The 23026-nt window shown below is 56.8% G+C and carries 20 protein-coding genes and 1 riboswitch; of the genes, 3 read left to right on the top strand and 17 right to left on the bottom strand.

From position 1 onward, the window contains the following. The first annotated feature begins 16 nt into the window (after positions 1–16). Positions 17–1108 (top strand): hypothetical protein, encoded by a 1092-nt coding sequence (locus tag ACOYW0_RS19935; RefSeq protein WP_482415531.1) that lies wholly within the window; start codon positions 17–19, stop codon positions 1106–1108. A gap of 64 nt (positions 1109–1172) precedes the next feature. After that, positions 1173–1700, top strand: a complete 528-nt coding sequence (locus ACOYW0_RS19940) for a hypothetical protein (RefSeq protein ID WP_482415532.1) — start codon at positions 1173–1175, stop codon at positions 1698–1700. Between the two features lie 84 nt (positions 1701–1784). Here the strand turns inward: ACOYW0_RS19940 and ACOYW0_RS19945 are convergent, their stop codons facing one another. Genes ACOYW0_RS19945 through ACOYW0_RS19955 form a run of 3 tightly spaced genes read right to left on the bottom strand, consistent with a single transcriptional unit; the run spans position 1785 to position 3940 of the window. Beyond that, positions 1785–2465, bottom strand: coding sequence for a 4Fe-4S binding protein (locus tag ACOYW0_RS19945; RefSeq protein ID WP_482415533.1), 681 nt, complete (start codon positions 2463–2465; stop codon positions 1785–1787). A 21-nt stretch (positions 2466–2486) separates the two neighbouring features. Beyond that, positions 2487–3335 (bottom strand): HoxN/HupN/NixA family nickel/cobalt transporter, encoded by an 849-nt coding sequence (locus ACOYW0_RS19950; RefSeq protein WP_482415534.1) that lies wholly within the window; start codon positions 3333–3335, stop codon positions 2487–2489. Positions 3336–3340: 5 nt separating this feature from the next. Next, a complete protein-coding gene (locus tag ACOYW0_RS19955) occupies positions 3341–3940 on the bottom strand; it encodes a DUF1007 family protein (RefSeq protein ID WP_482415535.1) in 600 nt (199 codons plus the stop codon). A gap of 453 nt (positions 3941–4393) precedes the next feature. Beyond that, a riboswitch (cobalamin riboswitch) is annotated at positions 4394–4590 on the top strand. Positions 4591–4737: 147 nt separating this feature from the next. Here ACOYW0_RS19955 and ACOYW0_RS19960 point away from each other — a divergent pair. Beyond that, complete coding sequence (locus tag ACOYW0_RS19960; protein ID WP_482415536.1) at positions 4738–5580, top strand: helix-turn-helix domain-containing protein; 843 nt, start codon at positions 4738–4740, stop codon at positions 5578–5580. Positions 5581–5743: 163 nt separating this feature from the next. On the opposite strand, the gene ACOYW0_RS19965 is transcribed toward ACOYW0_RS19960, so the two are convergent. The 14 genes from ACOYW0_RS19965 to ACOYW0_RS20030 all read right to left on the bottom strand — a co-directional run bounded on the left by ACOYW0_RS19965 (position 5744) and on the right by ACOYW0_RS20030 (position 22717). After that, positions 5744–7201, bottom strand: coding sequence for a pilus assembly protein TadG-related protein (locus tag ACOYW0_RS19965; protein WP_482415537.1), 1458 nt, complete (start codon positions 7199–7201; stop codon positions 5744–5746). Between the two features lie 523 nt (positions 7202–7724). Further along, the gene (locus ACOYW0_RS19970; protein ID WP_482415538.1) at positions 7725–8024 is read right to left on the bottom strand and encodes a hypothetical protein; all 300 of its coding nucleotides are present in this window, start codon (positions 8022–8024) and stop codon (positions 7725–7727) included. Between the two features lie 3 nt (positions 8025–8027). Further along, complete coding sequence (locus ACOYW0_RS19975; RefSeq protein ID WP_482415539.1) at positions 8028–8690, bottom strand: tetratricopeptide repeat protein; 663 nt, start codon at positions 8688–8690, stop codon at positions 8028–8030. Between the two features lie 226 nt (positions 8691–8916). Then, positions 8917–9828 (bottom strand): type II secretion system F family protein, encoded by a 912-nt coding sequence (locus ACOYW0_RS19980; RefSeq protein ID WP_482415540.1) that lies wholly within the window; start codon positions 9826–9828, stop codon positions 8917–8919. Positions 9829–10317: 489 nt separating this feature from the next. Continuing rightward, positions 10318–11271, bottom strand: a complete 954-nt coding sequence (locus ACOYW0_RS19985) for a type II secretion system F family protein (protein ID WP_482415541.1) — start codon at positions 11269–11271, stop codon at positions 10318–10320. Further along, entirely contained in the window at positions 11268–12617 is a 1350-nt protein-coding gene (locus tag ACOYW0_RS19990) for a TadA family conjugal transfer-associated ATPase (RefSeq protein ID WP_482415542.1), read from the bottom strand. The genes ACOYW0_RS19985 and ACOYW0_RS19990 overlap by 4 nt, the downstream gene beginning before the upstream one ends. Next, positions 12614–13816, bottom strand: a complete 1203-nt coding sequence (locus tag ACOYW0_RS19995; protein WP_482415543.1) for a CpaE/TadZ family protein — start codon at positions 13814–13816, stop codon at positions 12614–12616. Before ACOYW0_RS19995 ends, ACOYW0_RS19990 begins: the two co-directional genes overlap by 4 nt. Before the next feature lie 3 nt (positions 13817–13819). Beyond that, positions 13820–15271: a type II and III secretion system protein family protein gene (locus ACOYW0_RS20000; protein ID WP_482415544.1), complete on the bottom strand. Its 1452-nt coding sequence runs from the start codon at positions 15269–15271 to the stop codon at positions 13820–13822. A gap of 11 nt (positions 15272–15282) precedes the next feature. Beyond that, the gene (cpaB, locus tag ACOYW0_RS20005) at positions 15283–16335 is read right to left on the bottom strand and encodes a Flp pilus assembly protein CpaB (RefSeq protein WP_482415545.1); all 1053 of its coding nucleotides are present in this window, start codon (positions 16333–16335) and stop codon (positions 15283–15285) included. A gap of 179 nt (positions 16336–16514) precedes the next feature. After that, positions 16515–16901: a TadE/TadG family type IV pilus assembly protein gene (locus tag ACOYW0_RS20010; RefSeq protein WP_482415546.1), complete on the bottom strand. Its 387-nt coding sequence runs from the start codon at positions 16899–16901 to the stop codon at positions 16515–16517. Between the two features lie 41 nt (positions 16902–16942). Continuing rightward, a complete protein-coding gene (locus ACOYW0_RS20015) occupies positions 16943–17416 on the bottom strand; it encodes an A24 family peptidase (RefSeq protein ID WP_482415547.1) in 474 nt (157 codons plus the stop codon). Positions 17417–17421: 5 nt separating this feature from the next. After that, the gene (locus ACOYW0_RS20020; RefSeq protein WP_092212348.1) at positions 17422–17634 is read right to left on the bottom strand and encodes a Flp family type IVb pilin; all 213 of its coding nucleotides are present in this window, start codon (positions 17632–17634) and stop codon (positions 17422–17424) included. 286 nt (positions 17635–17920) lie between these two features. Beyond that, positions 17921–19696: an Lcl C-terminal domain-containing protein gene (locus tag ACOYW0_RS20025; protein ID WP_482415548.1), complete on the bottom strand. Its 1776-nt coding sequence runs from the start codon at positions 19694–19696 to the stop codon at positions 17921–17923. A 114-nt stretch (positions 19697–19810) separates the two neighbouring features. Continuing rightward, entirely contained in the window at positions 19811–22717 is a 2907-nt protein-coding gene (locus tag ACOYW0_RS20030) for an Lcl C-terminal domain-containing protein (RefSeq protein WP_482415549.1), read from the bottom strand. Between the last annotated feature and the right edge of the window lie 309 nt (positions 22718–23026).

Raw genomic sequence — 23026 nt, forward strand, 5'->3', positions numbered from 1 at the left:
CCAAGGAGGCGTCAAAATGGCAGACTCAACATGGGATGGCTTGCTCCTGAGAACCTCATTGTCCGACGACGGGAGCCTGCCCAGGAAAGTGACCTCGAGCTCTCCGGACGTGATCTGCTCGGGTTCCGTTCCCCCGGAGAATCCCGATCAGTACGTGGACCCGGCCAATTACAGCAACGGGTACTCCAACCGGATCTTTAACAACGTGAGCAACTACTTCTACATCCGGGCAAAGAACATCAGCAGCACGGCCCAGGAGAAGTTCCTGCACGCCTACTGGGCCCAAAGTAACCTGATCCTGTTGCCGTCCATCTGGAAGGACAACTACATGCGTACTTCCTCCAACGCGGACGGGGTGAAGGTCAAGGCGGAGAACAAGGGCGATATCGTGGCCAACACCGAAGACGCTTTTCGCTGGGAACCCACCACGCCGGACCCCGATACCCACTATTGCATCGTGGCCCAGGCGTCGGACTCCATCGACCCTTCCGTGGGCGTTCCGGAGGATAACTTCGAGAGCGCCGCGGCCTGGTCCGACTGGCTGGCCCAGAGGGGAAACTGGGCCTGGCGAAACACGGTCTACGTTGCTTCCGACAGCCCGGACCTCACCCAGACCACAGGCCACAAGATCCAGATCCCCGGAGACCCCGTGGATCCTCCGCACCTGTACAACCTGTACATCAAGTGCACCAACGTGCCTGTGGGGTGGTCCTTCCAGTTTACCAGCGGCACGGTCATCGAGTTGCCCCCTGGCTACGAAAACCCCGTGGACACCCTCACAAAGCCCAAAGCCGATGTGACCAATCCCAACGACAACATCGGGGGGCACTGGTACCTGCCCGCCCAGTTCATGACCAATATTTCCGTGAGCGTGTGGTTCAACGGCATCCCCCCCAACTCCGACACCAAGTGGCAGCTGAAGATCAACGAGGTCACCGACGACGACACCCTGAGCCTCTACACAACGGCCCTGCCCATTATGATGCATGACGAGCCCCACCCCAAGGTCCTGGAGTGGCTGGCCCACAACGAGCTTCACGCCACGTCCCGGGACATTCCCATCGGCAAGGAGGTGGAGTGCGGCAACATCAACTTTGACCTGATTTAACGACAGGCACGGCCATGGGCATGCCATGACTCTTTCGACCCTATAACACGCAAAGGAGAAGGCCATGAATACCATAGACGCAACCATCAGGTTCAAGGGGATCGATGTGGTCGCCGGGGCCACGGGAAGTTTCTTCAGTCTGGCCGGTAAGCAGACGGCAAGCTACGCAGCCGTGACATCGGTTGCCCCGGATGAGAACGGGGATGTGGCCATTGATATCGCAGCGCAGGTCAGCGACGCCCCGGATTTTCAGGCCCACTACGCCTACAGCCAGCTCTCGGCTCCGGAAAACCTGGTTTTCAAGGTTGTGTTCAGCGGGGAGTACCCCATGGACGGGGAGTTCCAGATCGCGAGCAGCAATTTCGACGGATTCAACGTCAACCGGGGGCCCGTGGAGAACAAGGAACTCAACGCCAGCACCACGGCGACCTTTGACACGGATCTGGATTTTTGTATCTGGCTCGGGGACCTGCCCATCTCGGGCACGGCAAGCGTCTCCCTTAAGTTCTACAAAATCGTGAGCGACCCCAGCGGCATTGACAAGCAGGTCAAGATCGCCGAGAGCGTCCTGACGTTGAACAACAAGACATGATGCCCTCCCTCGGGGCCGGTTGTTTACGGCCCTGTGCATAAAAAACACCTCTTCGGGCATGGGCCCGGGGAGGTGTTTTTTTGTTTAGTCCGTCCGGGGGGATAAAAAGGACATGGGCCGTGTTGACTCGACCAGGGAGATGGCCCCGACCGGGCAGGTGGTGACGCAGAGGCCGCAGCCTGTGCAGGCGTGGGGATGAAATACCACCTGATCGTTCTCAAAAATTCGGGCTCCGAACACACATCGGTCCACACACTCCCCGCAGTGAACGCAATCGTCCATCTGCGTGACAGCGGCATAATCTGAGTGGGCGATGAGTTCCTTTCGCCCGGAGTCGCGAATGATCTGCAGCTCATGGCAGCAACACGGGCAGCAGCTGCACAGGGCATACAGCGCATGGTCCGGCCTGTACAGGGCCAGGTGAACGAGGCCGCATCGGTTGGCGTGTTTCAGGATTTCCTTGGCTTCAGAAAACTCAACACGGCGGGCTTCCCCTTTTTCAATGCATGCCTCGGCCATTTCATCGAAGAGCAGGCAGACCTCAAGAGGGTTGTTACACCGTTTGTATCGGACCCTGCATTCGCACGCCTGAACCGCTACGACTCTTGCCGTGCGCACGATCTCCGTCACCTGCTCTGTGGGGAGCACCCACTGTTTTTCCTGAACCGATTCGGAGACGGGAATCACCCGTGATGAATGGGAGATCCTGCGTGTCTTGAGCCATTTGTCATAGGTTGCGAGGCGTTTCGAGAGATAAGAGTCCATGGGCTCTGCTCCCCATCAGGGTTAAAGCCCGGTGAGCATCAAGGCCCCCAGGGCTGTAAGCGCCGTGCCGGAGACGGCGGTGAGGATTCCCGGAAGGCGTCTGGGCCGTGCCGAGGTGGTCTTCAGTCCGGCGTTTTTTCCTGCCACCACAAGGATGACGGCGGCGGAGATGGTGGCGGCCATGCCCAGGGTGATACCAAAGGCCATGAGGATGCCCAGGTGGGTGAGGTGAAGGCCCATGGCAAGGAGCATGACCGTGACGACACCTGGGCAGGGGACCATGCCGAAGGCAACAGCGGCCAGAAGGCCCCCGGTTTTCGGGGCACTTTCCTGATGGGGCTTGGGCCGTGCTGCTTCGTAGATACCGGAGAGCAGGAGAAAGAGCCCCAGGAGGATGACAAGGGTAAAGCTCACCTGGCTGGTGAGGCGGGTGGCGTCTTTGAGGCCGGTGGTCATGCGGATTTCAAGGAACCATTTGATGCACAGCACGGTGAGGATCCCGGAGAGGCCGTGGCTCAAGGCGACGATGTTGCCGAAGAGGACTCCGTCTTTGGCCTTGCGGTTTCCGTGGAGCATGTAGGCGGTTGCCACGGCCTTTCCGTGGCCGGGACCGGCTGCGTGGATGGCTCCGTAGAGGATGGCAAGTCCCAAAAGCGGTGCCAGGGCAAAGAGGTCGGGGGCGGCGGCAAAGGATTTCAGGGTGGCGGCCATCTCGTTTCTCATCTGGAACTGGATGAGGATGAGCTTGTGCATGAGGCGTGCCCCAAGGCCCGGCGCAGTATCCGGGGGGCCGAAGGCGTGGGCGGCAAGGGGGCTTAAAAGAACCCATGTGAAGAGGGCAGGGGCTGCAGAGCGGATGCGTGGGGTCATGGGTGTTACTCCTTACCGGAGATGGAAACAACGGCTTCAATAGGGTGAAGCATGCCGAAGTAGTATGATTCTTCGGTGTTCTCCCTCAAGGTGAACCCCATGCCCTGGGGCACATCCCCGGAGAAGGAGAGGGGGGCGTCTTCTGAGAGAAAGAGGGCCGAGTAGTTGGTGGGGTCGTACTGGCTGAGCCGCAAAGGCTCTCCCTTTTCAGGCTGCGGGGAAATGGGGATTGAAAAGCGATACACCACGATGCCGTCCTGGGCCTCGCAGTTGAAAGAGGCAATGGTGACGGCGTGATTTTTGGTTCCGCTGTGGGTGATGAAGGTGAAGTAGTGTTGCTCGGAGAGGTAATCAAAGGCCTCGGATTTAAGCGTGTTCAGCTCTTTGGGGGAGAAGGTCCCGTCGCCGTTGGTGTCGTAGTCTTCCAGGATCATGGCTGAAAAGCCGTCGTCAAATGCCCAGTCTACATCCAGGCGAACCGGTTGCTTTGCCTCGAAGCAAAGGGTCATCCGGCTGGTGATAAAAACATGGGGGTGAGCCCCCGGAAAGGACAACGGGGCAAGGGTAAAGATAAGGGCCAGGGCAAATACTAAGGGAATGCGCATGAAGACGGTTCCTGCGTGTTAAAGGTTACTTCGAATCGTTTCGGTTCTATATAAAGTGGGTGGAACAGGGAGCGCAAGGGAAAAAGGGCGGTGGGCCGAGTTCGTCGATCCCGGGTTTTTCGCCGGAGATTTTCGCCGCCAGCATTGGTGGTTAACGGATGTTGCCGTGAGCCGCCCCCTGGGGACGGCTGCCTTCGTTGGAAAACAGAGGGTGATACTTGCCGGTAACGTGCATATTGTCCTGTGTTTGTCGAAATTTATCTTTGGTCCGTGTGCTGCTTTTCTCCTTGACAAATCAACGGCGGGGTCATTATAACTTCATTTACTCAGGTGATGAAATAGATTGCCTGGTACGATACACGCCCTGCGGATGAGATGTTTCCCGCATGCATCAGGGGTGGGCTCCCGATGTCATATCTTAACGCTGCATAAATATAGATTGATACAACCTAAAAATTTGTTTGACGTTCAGGTTCCCCGGTCTCGTGATGTCCCGAGACCCGGGCTAAGAGGGAATCCCGTGAAAATCGGGAACGGTCCCGCCGCTGTAACTCCTGCAAACCTTTCAACGCGTTGTGCCACTGGGTCAAACCGGGAAGGCCGTTGAAAGGGGGGGAAGTCAGAAGACCTGCCTGGATGTATCGGCACGGAAAGGAACGATCCATGATCGTTCCGAAGGCCTCGAGGAAGGTCTTGTGCAGAGTGTGAGTCTGTGGTGAGGATGAAAACGGTTCCCCATATCGATGCATGCATCGGTATGGGGTTTTTTTATGGGCTTTTTTGAAGCAGGTAGCACGATGAATGAACGAGAGTTGTTGAAACGGCACCTGCCCTTCGGCAGGCTTTCTCCTGAGGCCCTTGATCGCGTGGTCTCGGCGTTTCAGTCCTATCGGTTCGCCGAGAAGGAGAAACTGGTTGTGCAGGATGAAGTGGCGACCTGGGTTGGCTTTGTGGTGTCCGGGAGCATTGAGCTTCGCATCAAGCGTTTTACCGGAGGGGATCTCTCCTTTGGGTCCCTTCGGCGTGGGGGTTTTTTCGGGCTGATGTCCTTTGAACCCAAGGGGATGTCCATTGCCAGCGCCGTGGGTGCCATTCCCGGGGTTGTGCTCATGGCCAGGCGCGAAGCCTTTCATCAGATGCTGGAGACGTTTCCGGCATTGAAAACCTATTTTTACAAGATGTCCCTGGACAGGGTCTGGACCGCCTACCAGAGCCTTTACCAGGGAAAAGCCGCCGAAGGCCCCGGTCCGTCCATGCCGGGGTGCGCCGCCCTGGAGGTCCAAAAATCCATCGATTTCATCGACCGAAACTTTATGAATCCCATCACCCTGGAGGAGGCCGCCAAGGCCAACGGCATGAGCAAGTTTCATTTTTCGCGGATTTTTAAGGACAAGACAGGCATGTCCTTTAAAGAGTACCTCAACATGCGGCGAATCCATGTGGCGAAAAAACTGTTCATGGCGGACAACCTCAACGTGTCGGAGGCCTGCTACCAGGTGGGCTTCAACGATCAATCCTATTTTTGCAGGGTGTTCCGCAAGCTCGAAGGCTATACCCCGTCGGAGTTCAAGAAGATATGCACCGGGCAGTTTCCTGCCAGGAAACGGGGGGAATCCCATGCCAAGGTGGTGTCGGGGTGAATGCCGGGAAGGGACTGACTTGAATGATAAGGGCAAGTAAGAGGTCTCGGTTGGCCCGGAGGCTCCAGGTGTGCTTATGTCGATGGCATATGGAAGGCTGCTATGTCTTGACCATGGTGCATAAATGCACCCTACGGGCCGTGGGTTTTACCATTGGCTGGGATTAATGGATCTTATCGTTGGATAGCTCAAGGCGGCCGTGCATGAGAAGGGCCGCACTGCAGGGGGGGCCGAAGGTGCCGTTTAGTATGTATGTTTTTGCTGACTGTGGCAGGAAAGTTGATGTGAAGTAAATGGACCCCTCGGCAAGGATATTGATGTAATTTGAAAGTTGAGGGTTCGGGTCAAATGGGTTGTCGTGGCCCACTATCCTTGCATAAAAGTTTTTTTCGGTTCGGAAAATGACCCCTTTCAAGGTGTTGGGGGGAAGTTGGCCTGTGTCGGCTTCCGGGGCAAATCTGCCCATATCTTTTTTGCAAAAGATATAGACAGTGTTATGTTTTTTCCCACCCAAGTAAATTTCCGACAATTCACCGCTGTGAAAATCGATGTTTATTTCAGATGCAATGGTGAAATTGTATGCACTGTAGTATAGCTCACTGCAAATTCTATTAAAAAATAAGGTCGCATTGTCAGCGGCGTTTGCGTTGCTGAAATAGTATATTCGTCCATGGTGATCTCCGGGGTGAAGGCCGAATACATATTGTGGTGTAAAGCCTGGGTCATCTTTTCCTCTTCGATACAGTGTGTTTCCGAAGTCGACAGGGATTTCGTTTTCGCATGAAAGTTTGTGCTCATTAGTCTCCGGCCATTGATCCACGGTATATACCGTGGCGTTGGCTCTCAGGTACTCCCAGTCAATGGGGCGGACATCATGGACCGGCGGGGCATTTTGGAGCCCGGTCCGGCAATTGACGATTCGTCTGCCTGCAGTGACCAAGGTGTTTCCTGTTACCTCCACGGGTTCGATGAATTTGATGTCGCCGTTGGCATGGACGCCGCCCATGTTTGTTAAGACCAGCTGGTCCCGGCGCCACGTGTGGGTGGATCGAATTTCTGACATGTGGGCTTCTCCATGGGCCAGGATACCGAAACGCCGCCGAAACGCCACGGAAGCCACGTGGACGTCGACATTTTTTTTCTTTTCCAACTCTCCCATAAGAAGGGATTCTCTGACAGTCAGGGACACTTTGACGGCGTTGACGTACTCGTCGGCGGGAAAATCGGGGTCTCCTTCGGCTGCAAATTCTTTGTAGACGAGAAAATCATCGTAGGCGTCGTTCTCATCGTAGTATCCCCGTGTGATCTCCACCTCATGGTTTTGCGGCAAGTCCTCATCAAAGGCAGGATCCTCCACGGCTTCTTTTCCCGGAAACAGATTCTGGAAAAGGACCTTGCGGGCACGGGCTTCGGGGTCTCCGTCACAGAGGTGAAGGGCCCCAGCCATGGCGGCGGCGTCCACGCAGTTCTGGAGGGTTCGTTTTTCGCTGAAGAGATAGCCGGATTCGATGACCAGGGCGAGCATCATCAACAGGGCCGTCATGAAAAAGGCCACCACAAGGACGATGGAGCCTTGCTCGTGTTTTTTGGGGGGGCTTGTCTTGATTGCTTTTTTTGCCATATGTACGGTTCTTTCAAACAAACGTCGGCCTTGCCCGGATATTTCACGAGTCGAGTGCACCCATGTTCAAGGCATCAGAGCTGCAGATGTAGTGGTTTACCTCAAAGCTCTGATAACGCAGAAGATGGGTGCTCTCGGCTCGCCCGAAGGGTGAGAAAATCAAACAGCAAACGTCGATTTACATTTTGCATTTTCAAAATAGCCGACATTTTTATTATATCCATCAGAAATCATGACATTTTACATTTGGATGGTTGTTTTCTCATGAAATATCCGGGCTTGATGCTCGTTTGGGCGATGGGTGTATTGGCATCACCCTACGAAAACCCTTGTCCCTTGGAGCGCCGCACTCCTGTGCGGCACGGGTAACGACCGACTAAAAAGCCGCGCCGGAGTGCGGCGCTCCGTTTCGATGGATCTTTCGTAACCATTCAGTCTATCCCGGATATTTCACGAGTGCTATGCCTCCGGTACCCCTGCCGGAGGCTTTTTATCTCTCATCAACCAAGGGATTTGTGAGATATCAATCGGCCATGATGTCGGTGTTGTTATCCTTGGAGTCTGAGTCGGAGTCGGAGTCTGAGTCGATCTCTTTCATTGGGTGCTCGTACTTGTTTTTGTAGATGGCGTTTGCCAGGGGCCCGGGCATGGTGGTGACGGGGGCGCGATTGATCGGTGCGTCGGGGTTCATGACCTGGGCGTGAAAGGCCTTGGTAAAGGATTCGCCGAACTCAGGGGAGATGTGCCTTGGGGCTGAGCAACCTGCGAGAAGGATGGCCACAAAGGAGAGGGGAACGGCAAACGCTTTGGAAAAGGGGATCATGGTTCAGGGTGCTCCTTTGGTTGCTGCGATGTTTTTCTGGGCGGCGGACAGGGTGGGGTCCATGGCAAGGGCCTGTTCGAAAAAGCCGGCTGCCTGCTCTGTATTGTGCGCCAGGGCGTGGATGGCGCCCATGTTGTTCAGGGCCTCGGCAGGTTTCATGAGTTTGCTCAGCAGGGCCATGGCTTCGGCCTCCCGGCCTGCCACGCCCAGGCAGATGGCGAGGTTGTGCCGGGCCAGGAAAAAGGTGTCGTCAAGGGCGATGGCCCGGGTGAAGCACTCCTGGGCCAGGTCGAGGTTTCCTGCGCACAGGTGGGAGAAGCCCATGTTGTTGTAAACATCGGGACGCGCCGGGTTGATTTCAATGGCTTTCCGGTAATGGGCCTGGGCCGCCCCTGGGTTGCCGGTGAGATCCAGGGTCATGGCCAGACCGTTGTGTGCCGGAGCGTAGTCCGGCTCCCGGGTGAGGGCTTTGTCGAAACATGTTTTTGCCTTGTGGTAGTCCTTTTTCTCCCGGTGGCAGCAGCCCATGAGGTGGAATATTTCAGCTTCTTCTCCCCTCATCGACAGGGCTTTCTCCAGCTGGACCAGGGCAATGTCGTGATACCCCTTGCTGATCATGTCCTTTGCCAGGGCGAGGTGGTTGGGTTCGGGGCGTTTCTGTGTCATGGCCGGGGACAGTCCCCGTGCCATGGCGTCGTCGGGCGAGAAGGCGGGTGGCGTCTTCCCGGCGCAGCCGACAAGCAAAAGGAAGCCGACAAACAAGAGACAGTTGATACGTATATTTGTGAAGTATGTCGCTGTGGTGTGCCCCGAGGAACGAGGGGCAGATCGCAGCGGGAATACGCTTTCAAGGCGGCTCACCTTGCCGCCGGAGGCATCGTTTTCTGTCTGGCTAAAATCCATGCTTGAACCTTTCGATGAGGTTGATGATGGCCGGGCCGAGGATGATGATCATCAGGGCGGGCATGATGAGGCCCACAAGGGGAAAGGTGAGCTTTGCGGCGACCTTGCCTCCTTTCTCTTCGGCCAGTTGTTTTCGCTGTTTTCTCATGGACGAGATGGTTGTGCGCAGGGCGTCGGCAATGTCCGTGCCGAATCGTGCGGACTGGTTCAGAACGGTCACCACGCTGCCAAGGGATGAGGAGCCGTTTCGTGCTGCAAGGTGTGAGAGGGCTTGTGCCCGTGGCAATCCGCTTCGTGTTTCGACAAGGTAGAGCTCGAACTCCTTGGCGAGGGTGGGGGTGATGGAGGCAAACTCGCCGCTGATGCGGGCAATGGCCATGTCAAAGCCCAGGCCGGAGTCGATGCAGATGATCAGAAGGTCCAGGGCGTCGGGAAGTTCACGGAAGATGGTTTTTTTCCGTTTTCTTATTTTCCAGGCCAGGGCCCAGGCCGGTGCCTGGTAGCCCATGCCTGCGGGAAGAAAGGCCAAAAGGGGCGAGCCGCCGCTGCCCAGGGCCCAGAGCAGGGCCAGCACCCCGAAACATCCGGCAAGTCCTGCCCGGAGTCCGAAGAAGAGGGCCACGGCCGAGGAGTCTCTGTATCCTGCGTGGTTGAGACGGACTCGCAGGGCAGAGAGGGTCTCCTCGTCATCCGGCGTGGTGAAGCGGCCCAGGGGGTAAGTGAGTTTGAACCAGAGCCTCTCCTCCAGGGTTTTTTCCTTGTGCCTGGGGCCGCGTTTTTTTCCGTTGAAACGTCGGTTGAGCCGCATGCGGAGATAGGCCTCCTCCAGCCTGATGTAGAGAATCATCAGAAGGACGGTGACGCATAAAAACGTGATGACTGCCAGGATGGAAGGGGTCACAGCGTATGGCTCCGTATGTGTCGTGAGGTATGGACAAAAAAAGCAATGCCTCCGGCGGCGAGGTGAGCCACCTCGAAAGCATATTGCCCTTGCGCTTTGTCCCTCGTTCCTCGGGCCAAAGCGCAAGGGCCTTCGGCTCGGGCTGCGCCCGATATGGACGCTGATGGTTTATGCGTATTGGATCGCAAGCTTCGACGTTACAAGATACGTTGTCACCACTTGCCCAGTGTTGATTTAACTGCATTGCCTTCTATGGTTAAAGTAGCCAGGAAAAACCTGCCTCCGGCGGCCAGGGGATGATTCCCAGGACCCCAGGTTGCGAAAGCCCTCTCCCTTCGTTCCTCAGGGGCAGAGCTTCCGCGAAGGCTTCTGCGAAATTGAGCAAAACCTGTTTGTCAAACTTTTCAAAGGTTTGGCGCCCTGTAGGGCCGCCGGAGGCATCTTTGTGTTCCTCGGGGCCTTTTTGGAACATAGACGGCTGATTTGGCCTCAGACGTCGAGTTTTGTCATGGCGCGCATGACGATAAACCCCGTGATCTCAAAAAGGACCGCTGCCACGAGCAAGTGCTGCCCCGTGGGGTGGGTGACAAGGGTCCGGATGTAACCGGGGTTTAGCAGCCATGTCACGAGACCGAAGACCGGGGGCAAGAGGCCGATGACCATGGCGCTGAGGCGTCCTTCGCTGGAATGGGCCTTGATCTGCCGCTCCAGCTGAAACCGCTCCCGGATGGTGGTGGAAAGGCCAGCCAGGATGGCCGCCAGGTTTCCGCCGGTTTCGCGCTGGAGGATAAAGGCGGCGCAGAAAATCCGGATATCCGGCACATCGGCAAAGCGCTCTTCAAGGTGGTTGATGGCCTGTTTGAAGGGAAGGCCCATGGCGATCTCTTCGTAAATGAGGGTGACCTCCTGCCCCAGGGGATCCGGAAAGCTCCTGCCGGCTTCTTTGAGGGCTCCGTCCACACTGTGCCCCACCTTGAGGGAGCGCACGATCATGTCCAGAGCGTCGGGAAGCTGTTCCACGAGGCGCCGTTCTCTTTGTCTCTTTTTCCAGATGACCACCCCAAAGGGCAGGGCCATCACTGTGACTGCAAGGAGTGTGGCCACCGCGAGCTGTCGAGTGATCAGAAGGAGGGGCAAAAACAGGAGGGCACCGGCTCCTGCGGCCCACAACACAAATCGTTCCGGGGAGGTTGTGACGCCTGCGGTCACAAGGGTCGACTCCAGCCTGGACAGGTCAAAAAGGGCGGAAACCAGCTCTTCTGCGGCAATTTTCCGGGGGTTGTTTTTCAAGGCCGGGGCGTGGGGTGCCGAGGGTGAGGTTTCCTTTTTAAGGGCGCGGATGAGGGCTCGGGCTTTGCCTCGCTTGCGGTCTGTTTTGAAAAAGTGGAACGCCAGGGCAAAGAGGCCCGCATCCACAAGGAGCACCGGAATCCAAAGGCTCATGGTGACACCTCCAGGGACGTGGAGAAGGCCTCTGGATCCAGGCGGATGCCGAAGCTTCGGATGTGGTCGGCATACCGGGGTGTGTGGCCTTCGCCTTTGAAGATTCCCCGTATGGCGCCCCGGTCATCCATGCTTTGCTGCTCAAAAGTAAACAGGGGCCGGGTGATGACGGTGTCCCCTTCCATGCCCATGACCTCTGAGATGGAGGTGATGCGCCTTTTGCCGTCGGCCAGGCGCGCCAGCTGAACAATGATGTGGATGGCCTGGGAGATGAGGCGCCTGATGGAAACTTCGGAGAAAAAGGCGTGGCTCATGCCGGCCATGATCTCCATGCGTGAGATGGCATCGGATGGAGAGTTGGCGTGGATGGTGCTCATGGAACCCGGATGGCCCGTGTTCATGGCCTGGAGCATGTCCATGACCTCGGCCCCCCTTGTCTCCCCCACGATGATGCGGTCCGGTCGCATACGCAGGCTGTTCTTGACGAGATCGGTGAGGGTGATCTCGCCTTTGCCTTCGATGTTGGCGGGCCGGGATTCCAGGCTCAGGGTGTGGTGCTGGTTGAGCCTGAGTTCTGCGCTGTCCTCGATGGTGACGATGCGTTCATGGTCCGGGATGTGGGCGGAGAGCACGTTGAGCAGGGTGGTTTTCCCCGCGCCGGTGCCCCCGGAGATGAGGATGTTGAGCTTGGCGTGGACGGCAGCTCGGAGAAAGGCCATCATCTCTTTTGTGAAGGTCTGGTTGGCGAGCATCATGGCCTCGGACACGGGCACGGCCCCGAATTTTCGGATGGAGAGAAGGGGCCCGCTCAACGAAAGGGGCGGGATGATGACGTTGACCCGGGAGCCGTCGGGCATGCGCGCATCCACCATGGGAGAGGCCTCGTCAATGCGTCTTCCCACGGCTGAGACGATCTTGTCGATGACCTGCATGAGGTGGTCGTTGTCTCGAAAGGTGATGGGGGTCAGGTGCAGCATGCCCTCTTTTTCCACGTAGACCTTGTCGTGGCCGTTCACCAGGATGTCCTGGACGGTCTGGTCGTTGACCAGGGTGTCGATGGGGCCGAAGCCCATGATCTCGTCCATGATGTCCGAGATGAGGACGGTGCGTTCCCGGGCGTTCAGGGGGACCTTGTCCGAGGCGGTGATGTCCAGGAGCGCGGTTTTTACCGATGCGGCCAGGGCTTCTTTGGGGAGGTCGGTGAGGGTGTGCAGGTCCAGCCGTTCCACGAGTTTCTGGTGGACGCCGGACTTGAGGGCATAGAACGCTTCGGAGGTCATGGCGTTGGATGCCGTTGAGTTCAAGCCGTCGGCTGTGCCCTGTCGGATTCGGTCCCTTAAGGTCATGATGCGGCTCCTGCACGGGGCGGTCGCAGGTGGGCCGCGGGCCTGAAACGAAAGGGCCAGGGCCTTTTTTCCCGTGGGCGGGACGGGACCTTACCCCCAAGGACCCGGTGAATAAGGGTCTCCACATCGCGGCAGATGTTGGCGTGGGGCTGCATGGCGTGCAGGGTTTTGCCTGCCATCAGGGCCTCGTGGCAGATCTTTCGATTGTGGGCAACGGTTCCGCAGACGGGAAATCCAAAGATATCCTCCATGTGATCGGAAGAGATGTCGTGCCTTGTGCTGTACCTGCTGGCAACCACGTGGAGGTTCTCCTCATCGAAGAAGAGGTCCTGCAAAAGCCGGATGGTTTTGGTTGTGGCCTTGATGGCCGGGATCTCCTGGGTGCTCACCAGCATCAGGTGGTCGGTCTGCTTGAGGGCGCCGATGGTTTTACCCGAAAAATCATGGGGCAGGTCCACGATGACGTGGTCGAAATAGTGGGTGAGCAGGTTCAGCATGCTGTCGATATCCGAGGCACTCAGGCTCTCTGCGTCGCCGATCTCCTTGGTGGTGCTCAGGACGTAGAACCCGCTTTCATGCCTGGGGATGGAGGAAAAGAGCAGGTTGGCGTCCATTCTCTCCAGGTTGTCCAGAAGGTCGAAGGGGGAGAAATGGGACGGGAGGTCCATGAACCCTGCGGTGTTGCCGCAATAGAGGTCCAGGTCCAGAAGAAGGACTCCGGCATCCGTGGTCCTGGCCAGGTGATCGGCCGTGGCCAGGGAGAGGGTGGTGGTACCCTGGCCGCCCCTGGCGCTGAAAAACGAGAGCACGGACCCGGCCCGGGACTCTTTGCCCGTGCGGGCAAGGGCCGACAGGATGGCCGGCAGCAGGGTGTCCCGTTCCTCGGGGTAGACAAGAAAATCGGTGACGCCTGTGCGAAGGCCCTGCCTGATCAGGTCCGGGTCTTTGGTGTCTGCGATGAGAAAGGTGACGAGGTTCGGGAATTCGTCGATGACCTCGGTGAGCTCCGGGTGGCCTGCACCATGGGGCCCATGGGCGAACACAAAAAGCACATCCGGGTTTACGGCGTGAACCAATGCAGTGAGGGCGGTTTCCCCGCGGGATACCTCAACCTGGATCAGGGGGTGGAGATCGGCTGCAAAGGTTTTTTCCGCACCGTGTCCGTTGCCAATGATCAATCCTTGGAGTTTGTGTGCCATTTCTTACCTTGCAAACCCTACATCCCCCACAAACACAGGGGAAGGCGGGCGTGAGACATGGGTGTTTTTGGTGTCTCCCTCTTCATGGGAGGGCCTGGTGGCGGAGGTGCCGTAGGAGAGCCGGTTGAGCATGAAAAAATCCATGTCGCTGATGCTGTCATGCATGGTCTCCCCGGGCAGGGTGGGCCGTTCGTCTGGGTTTAATGGCCTTACCAGCCTGGGGGTGACCATCACCACCAGCTCGGTCTCTTCCTTGGAGTACTCCTTGCTGGTAAAGATCCCGCCGATGACGGGGATGTCTCCCAGCACCGGTACTTTTTTGACGCTTCGGGAGCTCTCTTCCTTGAGGAGGCCGGCCATGGCAAAACTCTGGCCGTCCCGCAGGGTGAGGGTGGCCGAGCCCTTGCGGGTCTTGACCCCGGGGACAAACACGCCTCCGGATTTGACGGCCACGGTGTAATCCAGGGAGCTGATTTCCGGTTTGATCACCAGGGAGATGACCTCGCTGTCGATGATGGTGGGGGTGAAGTTGAGCTTGACCCCCACCTCCTTGAACTGGATGGAGATCTGGCCGGACTCTCCGGCCACGGGCACGGGAAACTCTCCGCCCACCACAAAATTGGCTGTCTGGCCCGAGGTGGTGACAAGGGTAGGCGTTGCCAGCAGGCGCATGAGTTCCTGGCCCTTTAAGATACTCAGGATGGCCGAGGCATTTCCCTTTTCATTGGTGACGGCGATCTGAAAAGCTGAAGCAAAGGGGGAGGTGATGTTGGATGCCGACGCGGAGATTTGTGAACCGGTGTTGGTGCGGGCCATGTTGGCCGAGGCCGACCCGTTTTCAAAGACGCTGATTCCCAGGGACTGGTTCACGAGAAATCCCAGCCCCATGCGTTTGAGGCCGGTGCGGGAGACCTCGGCGATGGTCACCTCCAGCTGCACCTGCTGGGCGCAGCGGAGTTCGATGAGGTTGGTGATCTTGAGCACATGGGCGGAGACCACGGTGAGGACTCTGTCGAGTTCCTGCTGGCTCTCCACGGACCCGGAGAGGGTGACGCCGTCCTGGCTTCGGGTGACGCGCACCCTGGCATGGGGCACAAAGGCCTTGAGCTGGGACCGGATAAAATCGATTTTTTTATCCGAAAGATAGACGGACACCTCGTAGACGTCGGCCCGGCTCTCTTCGCCCTGTCCGTACCAGAGGACAAGGTTCGTGGACCCGGGCTTCTGGGCGATGATGAGTACCTGGCGCGGGGTGACGAGCTTGACATCGGCAATGTCCGGGTTGGCGACGGAGATGCTGGTGACCTTCTTGTCCGTCAATTTAACGAAGGACTTGTTGGCTTCGATGAGGATCCGGCATCCTGAGTCGGCAAAATCCTGGCACGATGAGGCTGCGCAGGGACGGACACAAAACAGGAAGACAAGGGCGTGAAACAGAAACAGAGAATATTTCAAATCAGGCTCCGCTAATCGTGGGTATAGAATATTTTGTTGGACGATTTTGTCTTTCGGTAAATGGTGACGCGGTGGACCTCTTTTTTATGGGCCAGCATGTCGATGACGTACGCCCCTTGAGTGTCGGTGCGTGATTTATCGGACCGGTTCCTGCTGATGAGCCGGAAGACGGTTTTTTGCGAGGCGTCGGACACCGCCGCGATCATTTCGGCCTCATGGGGCTTTACCAGCAGGGTGACCCGATGTGCGGACTGCCCCGGGGACGGCAGGTTGTTCAGCACCTTTTCGGAGCTGAGCACCTCGATGTTCTGGAGCAGGGTTTTCGAGGAGTGGTGAAAGGCGGTGGCCACCCCTTCGGAGCCGGGGTTGTCCGTGTCCCCGGTGAACCCGCCGATTTTGCTTGTGCCGATGAGATCAACCCGGTCCCCCCGTTCAAAGACGCTGCAGATGCCGTCGTCTTCCCGGACGGTGAGGGTGATGGCCCGTAAGCCCTCGGGAATCTCGGCGCTTAAGTCTTCGGGTTTTTGGAGCAGGTGCACCCCGGAGTGGGGAGAAAACCCGGCGTTGTATCTTTCCACGGGCTGGTGGTCCTCCGGGTTGACGGCCAGAAGGGAGATCTCCCCGGATGCGGCGGCAGAACTCAGGGCCGCCCCTTGCTCCGGCGTGACGAGGAGGCTGACGTTCCAGGCCTTGGTGAAGGTGCGGGCCTTGGCGGATGTTTCGGTTTCCGGGTAAGCGCTGAGGATGGTGACCCGTTGCAGGACGACCCGGGAGAGGTGGGCGAATTTCTCCTTGGGGTCGCTGCTCGTGACAATGACATCGACGATGTCCCCGTGTTTCAGCTTTTTGGAGAGCCCCGACGTAGACGTGACCTGCACGCTGATGGCCCGAAGGCCCGGCGGGATGCTTCGGGTATACGAGGGGGGCGCCTTGGACACGGTCGGGGCATGAACCGGTGGGGGGGCCGCAGCCGATGTGCTGAAGCTTTTCAAGACCGCCAAGGAGGCGATGCCCCCTAAGGTGACGGCCAGGATCAGTGCGATGATGCCTCGAATGTGTCGCATGGGTGCCTCTTTTTCTTCGTGACTATTCAGGACAAAAAAGCCTCCGGCGGCCTTGCCGGGGGCCAAACTTTTGCCAAACTATTATGATCTGGGTTTGACAAACAGGTTTTGAGGACGAATTCGGCTCAATGGAACGTCATCGTATGATAGTCGATTGCAACTGAGGAGCATGCCCCTCTTTAAATATCGTGAAACACCATGACGGCCCGTGCATTCAGCTTCGTGGGCACCATGAACTCCGGCAGGAAGCCGGTGAGCTGGCTGGCCTTCAGGGAAGGCACGCTGACCTCGATGCGCCGGGGGCCTTCAGCATCCCTGGCCGTGATGGTGACCCGGATGTCTTTGCCCTGATTCAGCTTATAAACCCAGAACGCATCGGCCACGGCCTTGCGAGCGAATGTTTCGGGGTCTTCTCCGTAGGCGTTCCACTCCCGCGCCTCCACGGCGGCCTTGGCCCCTGTGTACACGGCATCGGTGAGGACGATCCGGGTGGTGAAATACCAGCCGTACTCGATGATGAGAAACAGGATCATCAACAGGATGGGGAGCAGCAGGGAAAATTCCACGACCACAGCGCCCCTGTTGTTGTCTTTGTATGCCCGTCCCCTCATCCCAGGGGGACCTTACCCATGAGCAGGTACGCCGCATAGCCCGCGGCCATGGCCAGGGAATAGGGCATGGTGTCGGATGGCCTGGTCCATGGACCAGCGGGTTTGTTGCCGCATCGTCTCTCTTTTTGGTGTTTTACATACGGCACAAGGGCCATGGCTCCCCCTGCCATGGCGCCGTAGAGAAAGATCGAAAAGAGGGCATAAGCTCCGACCCAGGTCCCCGTGGCCACCAGCAGCTTGACATCTCCCCCGCCCACGCCCCCCAGTACAAAGGGAATGAAGAGGCATGCAAGGCCTGTGAGGGCGCCCTGCACGCTCCAGAGGGCCCCGGGTGCTCCGGACTGGAGGGTGTGGAAGGCAAGTCCCCCCAGGGCCGCAGAAAGGGTGAGGGTGTTGGGGATGACCCTTTCCTGGAGGTCCGTGCAGAGGGCCGCGGTAAAGAGTGCGGCACATGCCCATGCGCTGTTCATAGCGACTAATACGTCCCGGAGGATTCGTCGGAGGTTGCCACGGTCTGTGCCGCGTTGCCCAGCTTGTCGGAGATGGCGGTGAACAATTCGGTGAGCTGGGTGCCGAAGAGGTTGAGGGCGCCCACGAGAACCGCGGCCATCACCCCGACGATTAGGCCGTACTCAATGGCGGTGGCTCCGCTTTCGTCGTTCCATAATGTGCTCATCAGTTTGATCATATGATGCGTCCTTCGTCGTGTGTGAGGTGCATGGCGGTTAAGATAGTCAATTTCTGAGTAAAAAGCTGGGACATAGTTGCGGTATGTTGTGAATAAATTGCGGGGTTGATTCTCTTTGTCGAGGGGAGCCATGATCGTGGTCATCCGGCAGGGCCCCCGGAGTCAGATGCTCCGGGGGCCGAGGGCTTTGCAGCCAACGTGGCGTCGCCACATCCGGGCCCCGGACCGGGCAATCCGTGGCCGGTAAAAAGGGCATGAGCGTGACGTTGTTTTTGTATTTTTACGCTCACTGCGTTTCAAGGCAACCGATAAAGCACCCCCCGGATGTATCCCCGTCTGCCGCCTTCACGGACCCTTCCCCATCGCTTTGCTTTGTGTCGTCGTCGATGTTTGTAAAGGATACCTGTGTGGGCGCCAGAGCAGCAAAGCCGCTGGTATCCTTTGTGAACTCTGTGTTGACGGAGACGTTGACGTAATAATCCTGGTTGCCGTCGGCCTCGGTGTCGTCTTTGCCGGTGACCGTGACGTACTGGGTGTCGCACCAGTTTTCCGATGAAAAAAAGAGGGCCTTGGGCGTGACCCTGGCTTCGGTGTCGTCGGAGCAGGTCACATCAAAGGCCACGGTGTTTTCAGGGGCCGTGCTCAGCTTGACGTCGATGACCGCCTGGGACCCGATTTCCCGGGTTGTGTCGTCATGGGGGATGGCGCAGAGGTATTTTCTGCACTCAGTATAAAAGATGCCCGTGCTGGCCCCTCTGGCTGCATAAGCCCCGTGAAGGGGCATTATTTTAAGGACTCCGTTGACGTCGTCCTGTTCGGTGACGGTCCAGGAATACGCTCCGTCGTTTGGCGTGTCATCCGTTATGGAGGCAAAGGACTTTCCACCGTCGCAGGAGATGGCAATGGCGACATTGCCGGGGATCTCCGGGCTCGGGTTCTCCCAGGTGATCAGCATGGTATCCCCTTTGTGCCAGGTGGAACCGGGTTTAGGGTTTGTGATGACAAGGCCCCCCGGCTGCAAGGCCTGTCCTCCCCTGACGGCTCGAACCCGGAAGGCGTCCCCGCTGTTGTCCTGGGAGGTCTTAAAGCCACGTTTGGTGACACCGTGCTGTATATCAACGGCCCATGCCATGGTTTTTTTTCCTGTCTGGATAACAGGCGTAACCGATGTTGTGGACGACCAGTAACACGCCGATATTTCGCTGTGGAAGGCAATGACTGAGTTCGTGAAAACGGGCATATGGAGCATGGGCTGCTCTGTCCTGGTGTAATCGATCAAGGTCAGCAGCTCTTTGATCGTGGGCAGTCGCCAGTCGGTGTAACCGCCGATTTCCAGGTCGTTGCAGTACGCTGCCGCCATGTGCTGGTGCCATTTGTCGCTGGTGTTCTCCTGGGTCTTCAGTTCCCAGATGAGGCCGGTGTTGAAATCGGTGACCGTATTGTCCATGTTCAGGTGGTATCGGCTCGGGTTGGTCAGGGGGATGCCCCTTACGGCACGGACTGTGGCCGCCGTATCCGGGTTGGTGGTGTTGGAAACGTGTCCGAGATCAAAATTGAGGAGGTAATACTTTGTAACGCCCTCCACTTCGCTGGTGGTTGACGACCAGTAGTGACGCGTCTTCTGGGTGTTGGGGAAAAAGTCGGTGTCGACTGCCGGGCCGTCATGTTCGAAGTCGGCCATAGCGTGAAGCTCAAGGATGGTTGGCAGTCGCCAGTCCCGGTGCCCGCAGAATGCCTCGGCGTTGAGCTGGTCGATGTACGCCAGGGCCTCGGTCTGGGTGACGGTTTCTTCTAAACTGGCCGCTGTTTTTACCTCCCAGGTCAGGCCGGTGGCATCGTCTGTGACTGTTTTATCGCTGTCTGTTTTTGAAAAGGACGGTGGGTTGATGAGGAAGTTGCCGTCCTGGCCGTAGAAGGGCTGGCCCGGAGAGGGGCAGGCAATGGGGTTTCCTTCGTTGTCAAAGCAGGTGGTTTGTCCGGTGTCCGGCACGGCAAAGGCCCATACGGGGAGCAAAGGAAGGCTCCAGAGAATCAGGGCAAGGGCAATGTGTTTTTTCTTCATGGGAAACCTAAAACGAGTGAGTGAAAATGAATGGTCACGGATATGGGCATTGCACCGGGAGGAGCGCCCACGAGCCCTTCGGTTGTGTCACCGGAGGGCTCGTGGCGTCACGCATTACGGCAGACCGTGATGCAGTGATTGGATAAAGCAACCGCCTCCGGTGTCTTGGCCTTGGGCTTCGGGACTCTTGGAGACATTTTCGGAGGATGATGGGGCGTCGCTGCTCTTGAAGGGGACCTTGGTGGTTGCGGTGTCTTTGTATCCGGTGGTGTCTGAGGAGGCTCCGTTGACGGATAGCTGAACAGTCACCTCTTTTTCACCGTCCTCCTTGCTGTCCGGGACACCGGTGACCGTCACCGTCTTTTTGTCGTTCCAGGTCTCGGGGGCAAAGACAAGGGTAGCAGGTGAGACGGAGGCTTCGGCTTCGTTGCTGCTCGTGACATCTACAATGACGTCCCCGTTGGGCACGGTGGCCAGGGCCACGTGGAAGGTTGCGGAACCGCCGTTTTCAGTCACGGTTCCGGCGATGTCGCTGACGGCCATGCCGATGTTTTCCCAGTCGTTGTCGTCTGCGTTGCGGACCGGCTGGATTACCAACGGGGTCACTTTCTTGTACCCTGTAGCATCTCGTGTCGCGGATGCATTGACCGATACCTCAATTTGGAATTCTTGCTCTTTGTCAATTTCCTTGTCGTCAACACCTATGATGGTAACTAATTGATTCATTTCCCAGTTTGTGGGTGTGAATGTCAATTGTTGCGGTGAGACTCTTCCTTCGGATGGGTCTGAGCATGCGATGTCCACAACGACTGTATTGTCGGGTGGCAGAATCAGCTTAGCTGAAAAGCTTGAGGTCAGGCCGCTTTCTGAAATTTTGTGGCAATGGGGTATTCCCGTAATATGGTGAGTTAACCGTATGCCCGGATCAGTGTTTATGGTTGTTACTGGGACTTTTACAGGCTGTAGGCCAGTGTACCCGCTTGTATCAAACGTTTTTTCCTTGTCGATTTTCAGTTCTATGTCAAACGTCATATCATTGTCCGGGCTGTTGTCTGCCAGGGCGGTTATCGTGACTGTTTGAGTTGCGTTCCACGTTGCCGGGTTGAACGTCAGTGATGTCGGGCTGAAGTGGCACTCATCAGGGTATGGGGTGTTGAGCGTGACAATGACAGGATGGGTTGGCTTGGAGGTTATCCTGACAGTGAATGATTCCGGTGGTCCGTTTTCTAAGACCACATTGCTTATCTGACTGGCCACAAGCGATGCCGTGTCATCATCACCATTGACAAGTGAAAGCAGGATTGGATCGCAGTTTTTATAACCTGTTTCATCCGAGGTGAGTCCCTGGTCCACTTTGATACAGGCATGGTAGGCAACCGATCCGTCGGCAATATCATCATCGATTCCTTCGAACATCACGAGTTGCGGCTGGCCGTAATCATCGGGTTCAAAAGTCAGCGTATTGCCTTGGGAGACAATTCCTTCTAAAGGATTGTCACTTTCAATGGAGAGAACTACTGCTCCGTCGGGTTGGGTTTTCAGGCGGACAGGAAACGTTGCGGAAGAACCGTCCTCGTGTGTTTGACCTGTCGGTTCGCCCACCTGGATTCCTAATAGAGGTCCCACCTTGAACAGCCCTTGGGTGGTGCCCTTATAAGCTTGACTTTGTTCAAGGGGGGTGAGTTTAAGCATGCAGTTAACCGAATTGAGTTCGGGTGGGATATTCCACAGGTACTCTCCGTCATTTTCTGTGTTTTGGATTATGAACTCATAGGATTTTCCCCCATCAGTGGATAATGAGATGGATATATTGCCTTGTAAGGCCTGTTCACCTTTATTCCAAATGATGCGTTTCATGCTACCGGCTTCAAGGCATTCCCCTTGGGCGGGAGATGTCATCAACAGGTTTCCGTCGATAACGGTTTGCCCTCCTCTCACTGCGATGGCGTGTAGTCCTCTTTTTTCGCTGTATATCCCATAATTATGGAAGGATATGCATAGTGGGGCTTTTGTCTCATTTGGCGCTGACATTTTAGAAAATGTCGAGGTCCAGTATTGATCGGTTTGACCAGCTTTTGTGTTTTTGAAAATTTCCGAGTAAAGGTAGTTTTCTGTGGCGTTGCAATTGATGATGGACAAGATTTCTTTCATTGTCGGCAGCCGCCAGTCCTGATATCCGTCAAGAGTCAAGGTGTTGCAGTACTCAAGGGCCCCATCCCAGTCAAAAGTTCCAGTGGCATATTTATCAGCCGACTCGAGTTCCCACATCAGCCCTGTTTCGGTGTCCGTTACGGTGAACTCTCCTTGATTTTGATGGAAACGAGCTATTCCTTCCTGTGGCATTCCACTGACGGCACGAAAACATAGGGCTTGTTTGCTTCCCGGTATCAGGCCTATGCCCGGATACGTTATATCGTGTGTAAATCCGCAGGCTGTAAGAAACTTTCTGAAGTCAAAAGCCCCTACGGATGGAAATTCCGATATATAGGGTGAGGAGGACCAGTAAAAGGTATCCAGATTCGTATTGGGAAAATAGTCAGTGTCGGTTTTTACTATGTCTTCGGTGTCGTCGTCGATGTGACTTCCTAAGGCTGCAAGCTCATAAATCGTCGGCATGCGCCAGTCGTTACGCCCCGCATATTGTTTGGTGTTTAGAGTCTGAAGAAAATCGTCAACATAGAGATCCGATGATTCCGAAGGCGCAGCGCCCCAGAAGTATTTCAGCTTTTTGTTGGCGTCGCTTTTTACCTCCCAGACAAGCCCGGTGACCTTGTCGCGGACAGCAGCCCAGGTTGTTGCTTCCGGGGAGAGCACATATCCCTCATCATCCAGTTTTTCGTAGGACATGGGATTGATAGATTCAGATCCGTCCTGCCCTGAGCCAGCGCAGTCAATCTCGTTACCGGCATCGTCGTAGCACAGGCTTTGGCCTGTATCGGGCACGGGGGATGCCGATGAAAGGGAGAAAAAGATGAACAGGAAGCAAGTGGTCAAGAAGAACAGGCGGCTGAAGGGGTTCATGGGGCACCTCCCAAATTTTCGTCCGACATATGTGGATTATGGCCGGTTGCAGTATAAGTGTCTGCAATCGCGGCGTCTCTGTACGCTTTGCCTGGGGGGAGGGGACCTGAGGCAGAGGATATTAAGGCAATACACGACCACACGGTTGCGGTTGCGTCGGTGCTTGCCGAAAGCCTTGGGATGTTCAATGCATTGGCGGCAGTCCGATAGGGTGAATGCGTCTGGGCCAGGTGCAATCCTTTCCGTCTGTCTCGGGTTGTTCAGTGATACCAGAGAACCGAGACGCAACCTTTTAATAATTTGCGGATG

It is taken from the genome of Desulfoluna sp. HI9BLuna (assembly GCF_056829775.1).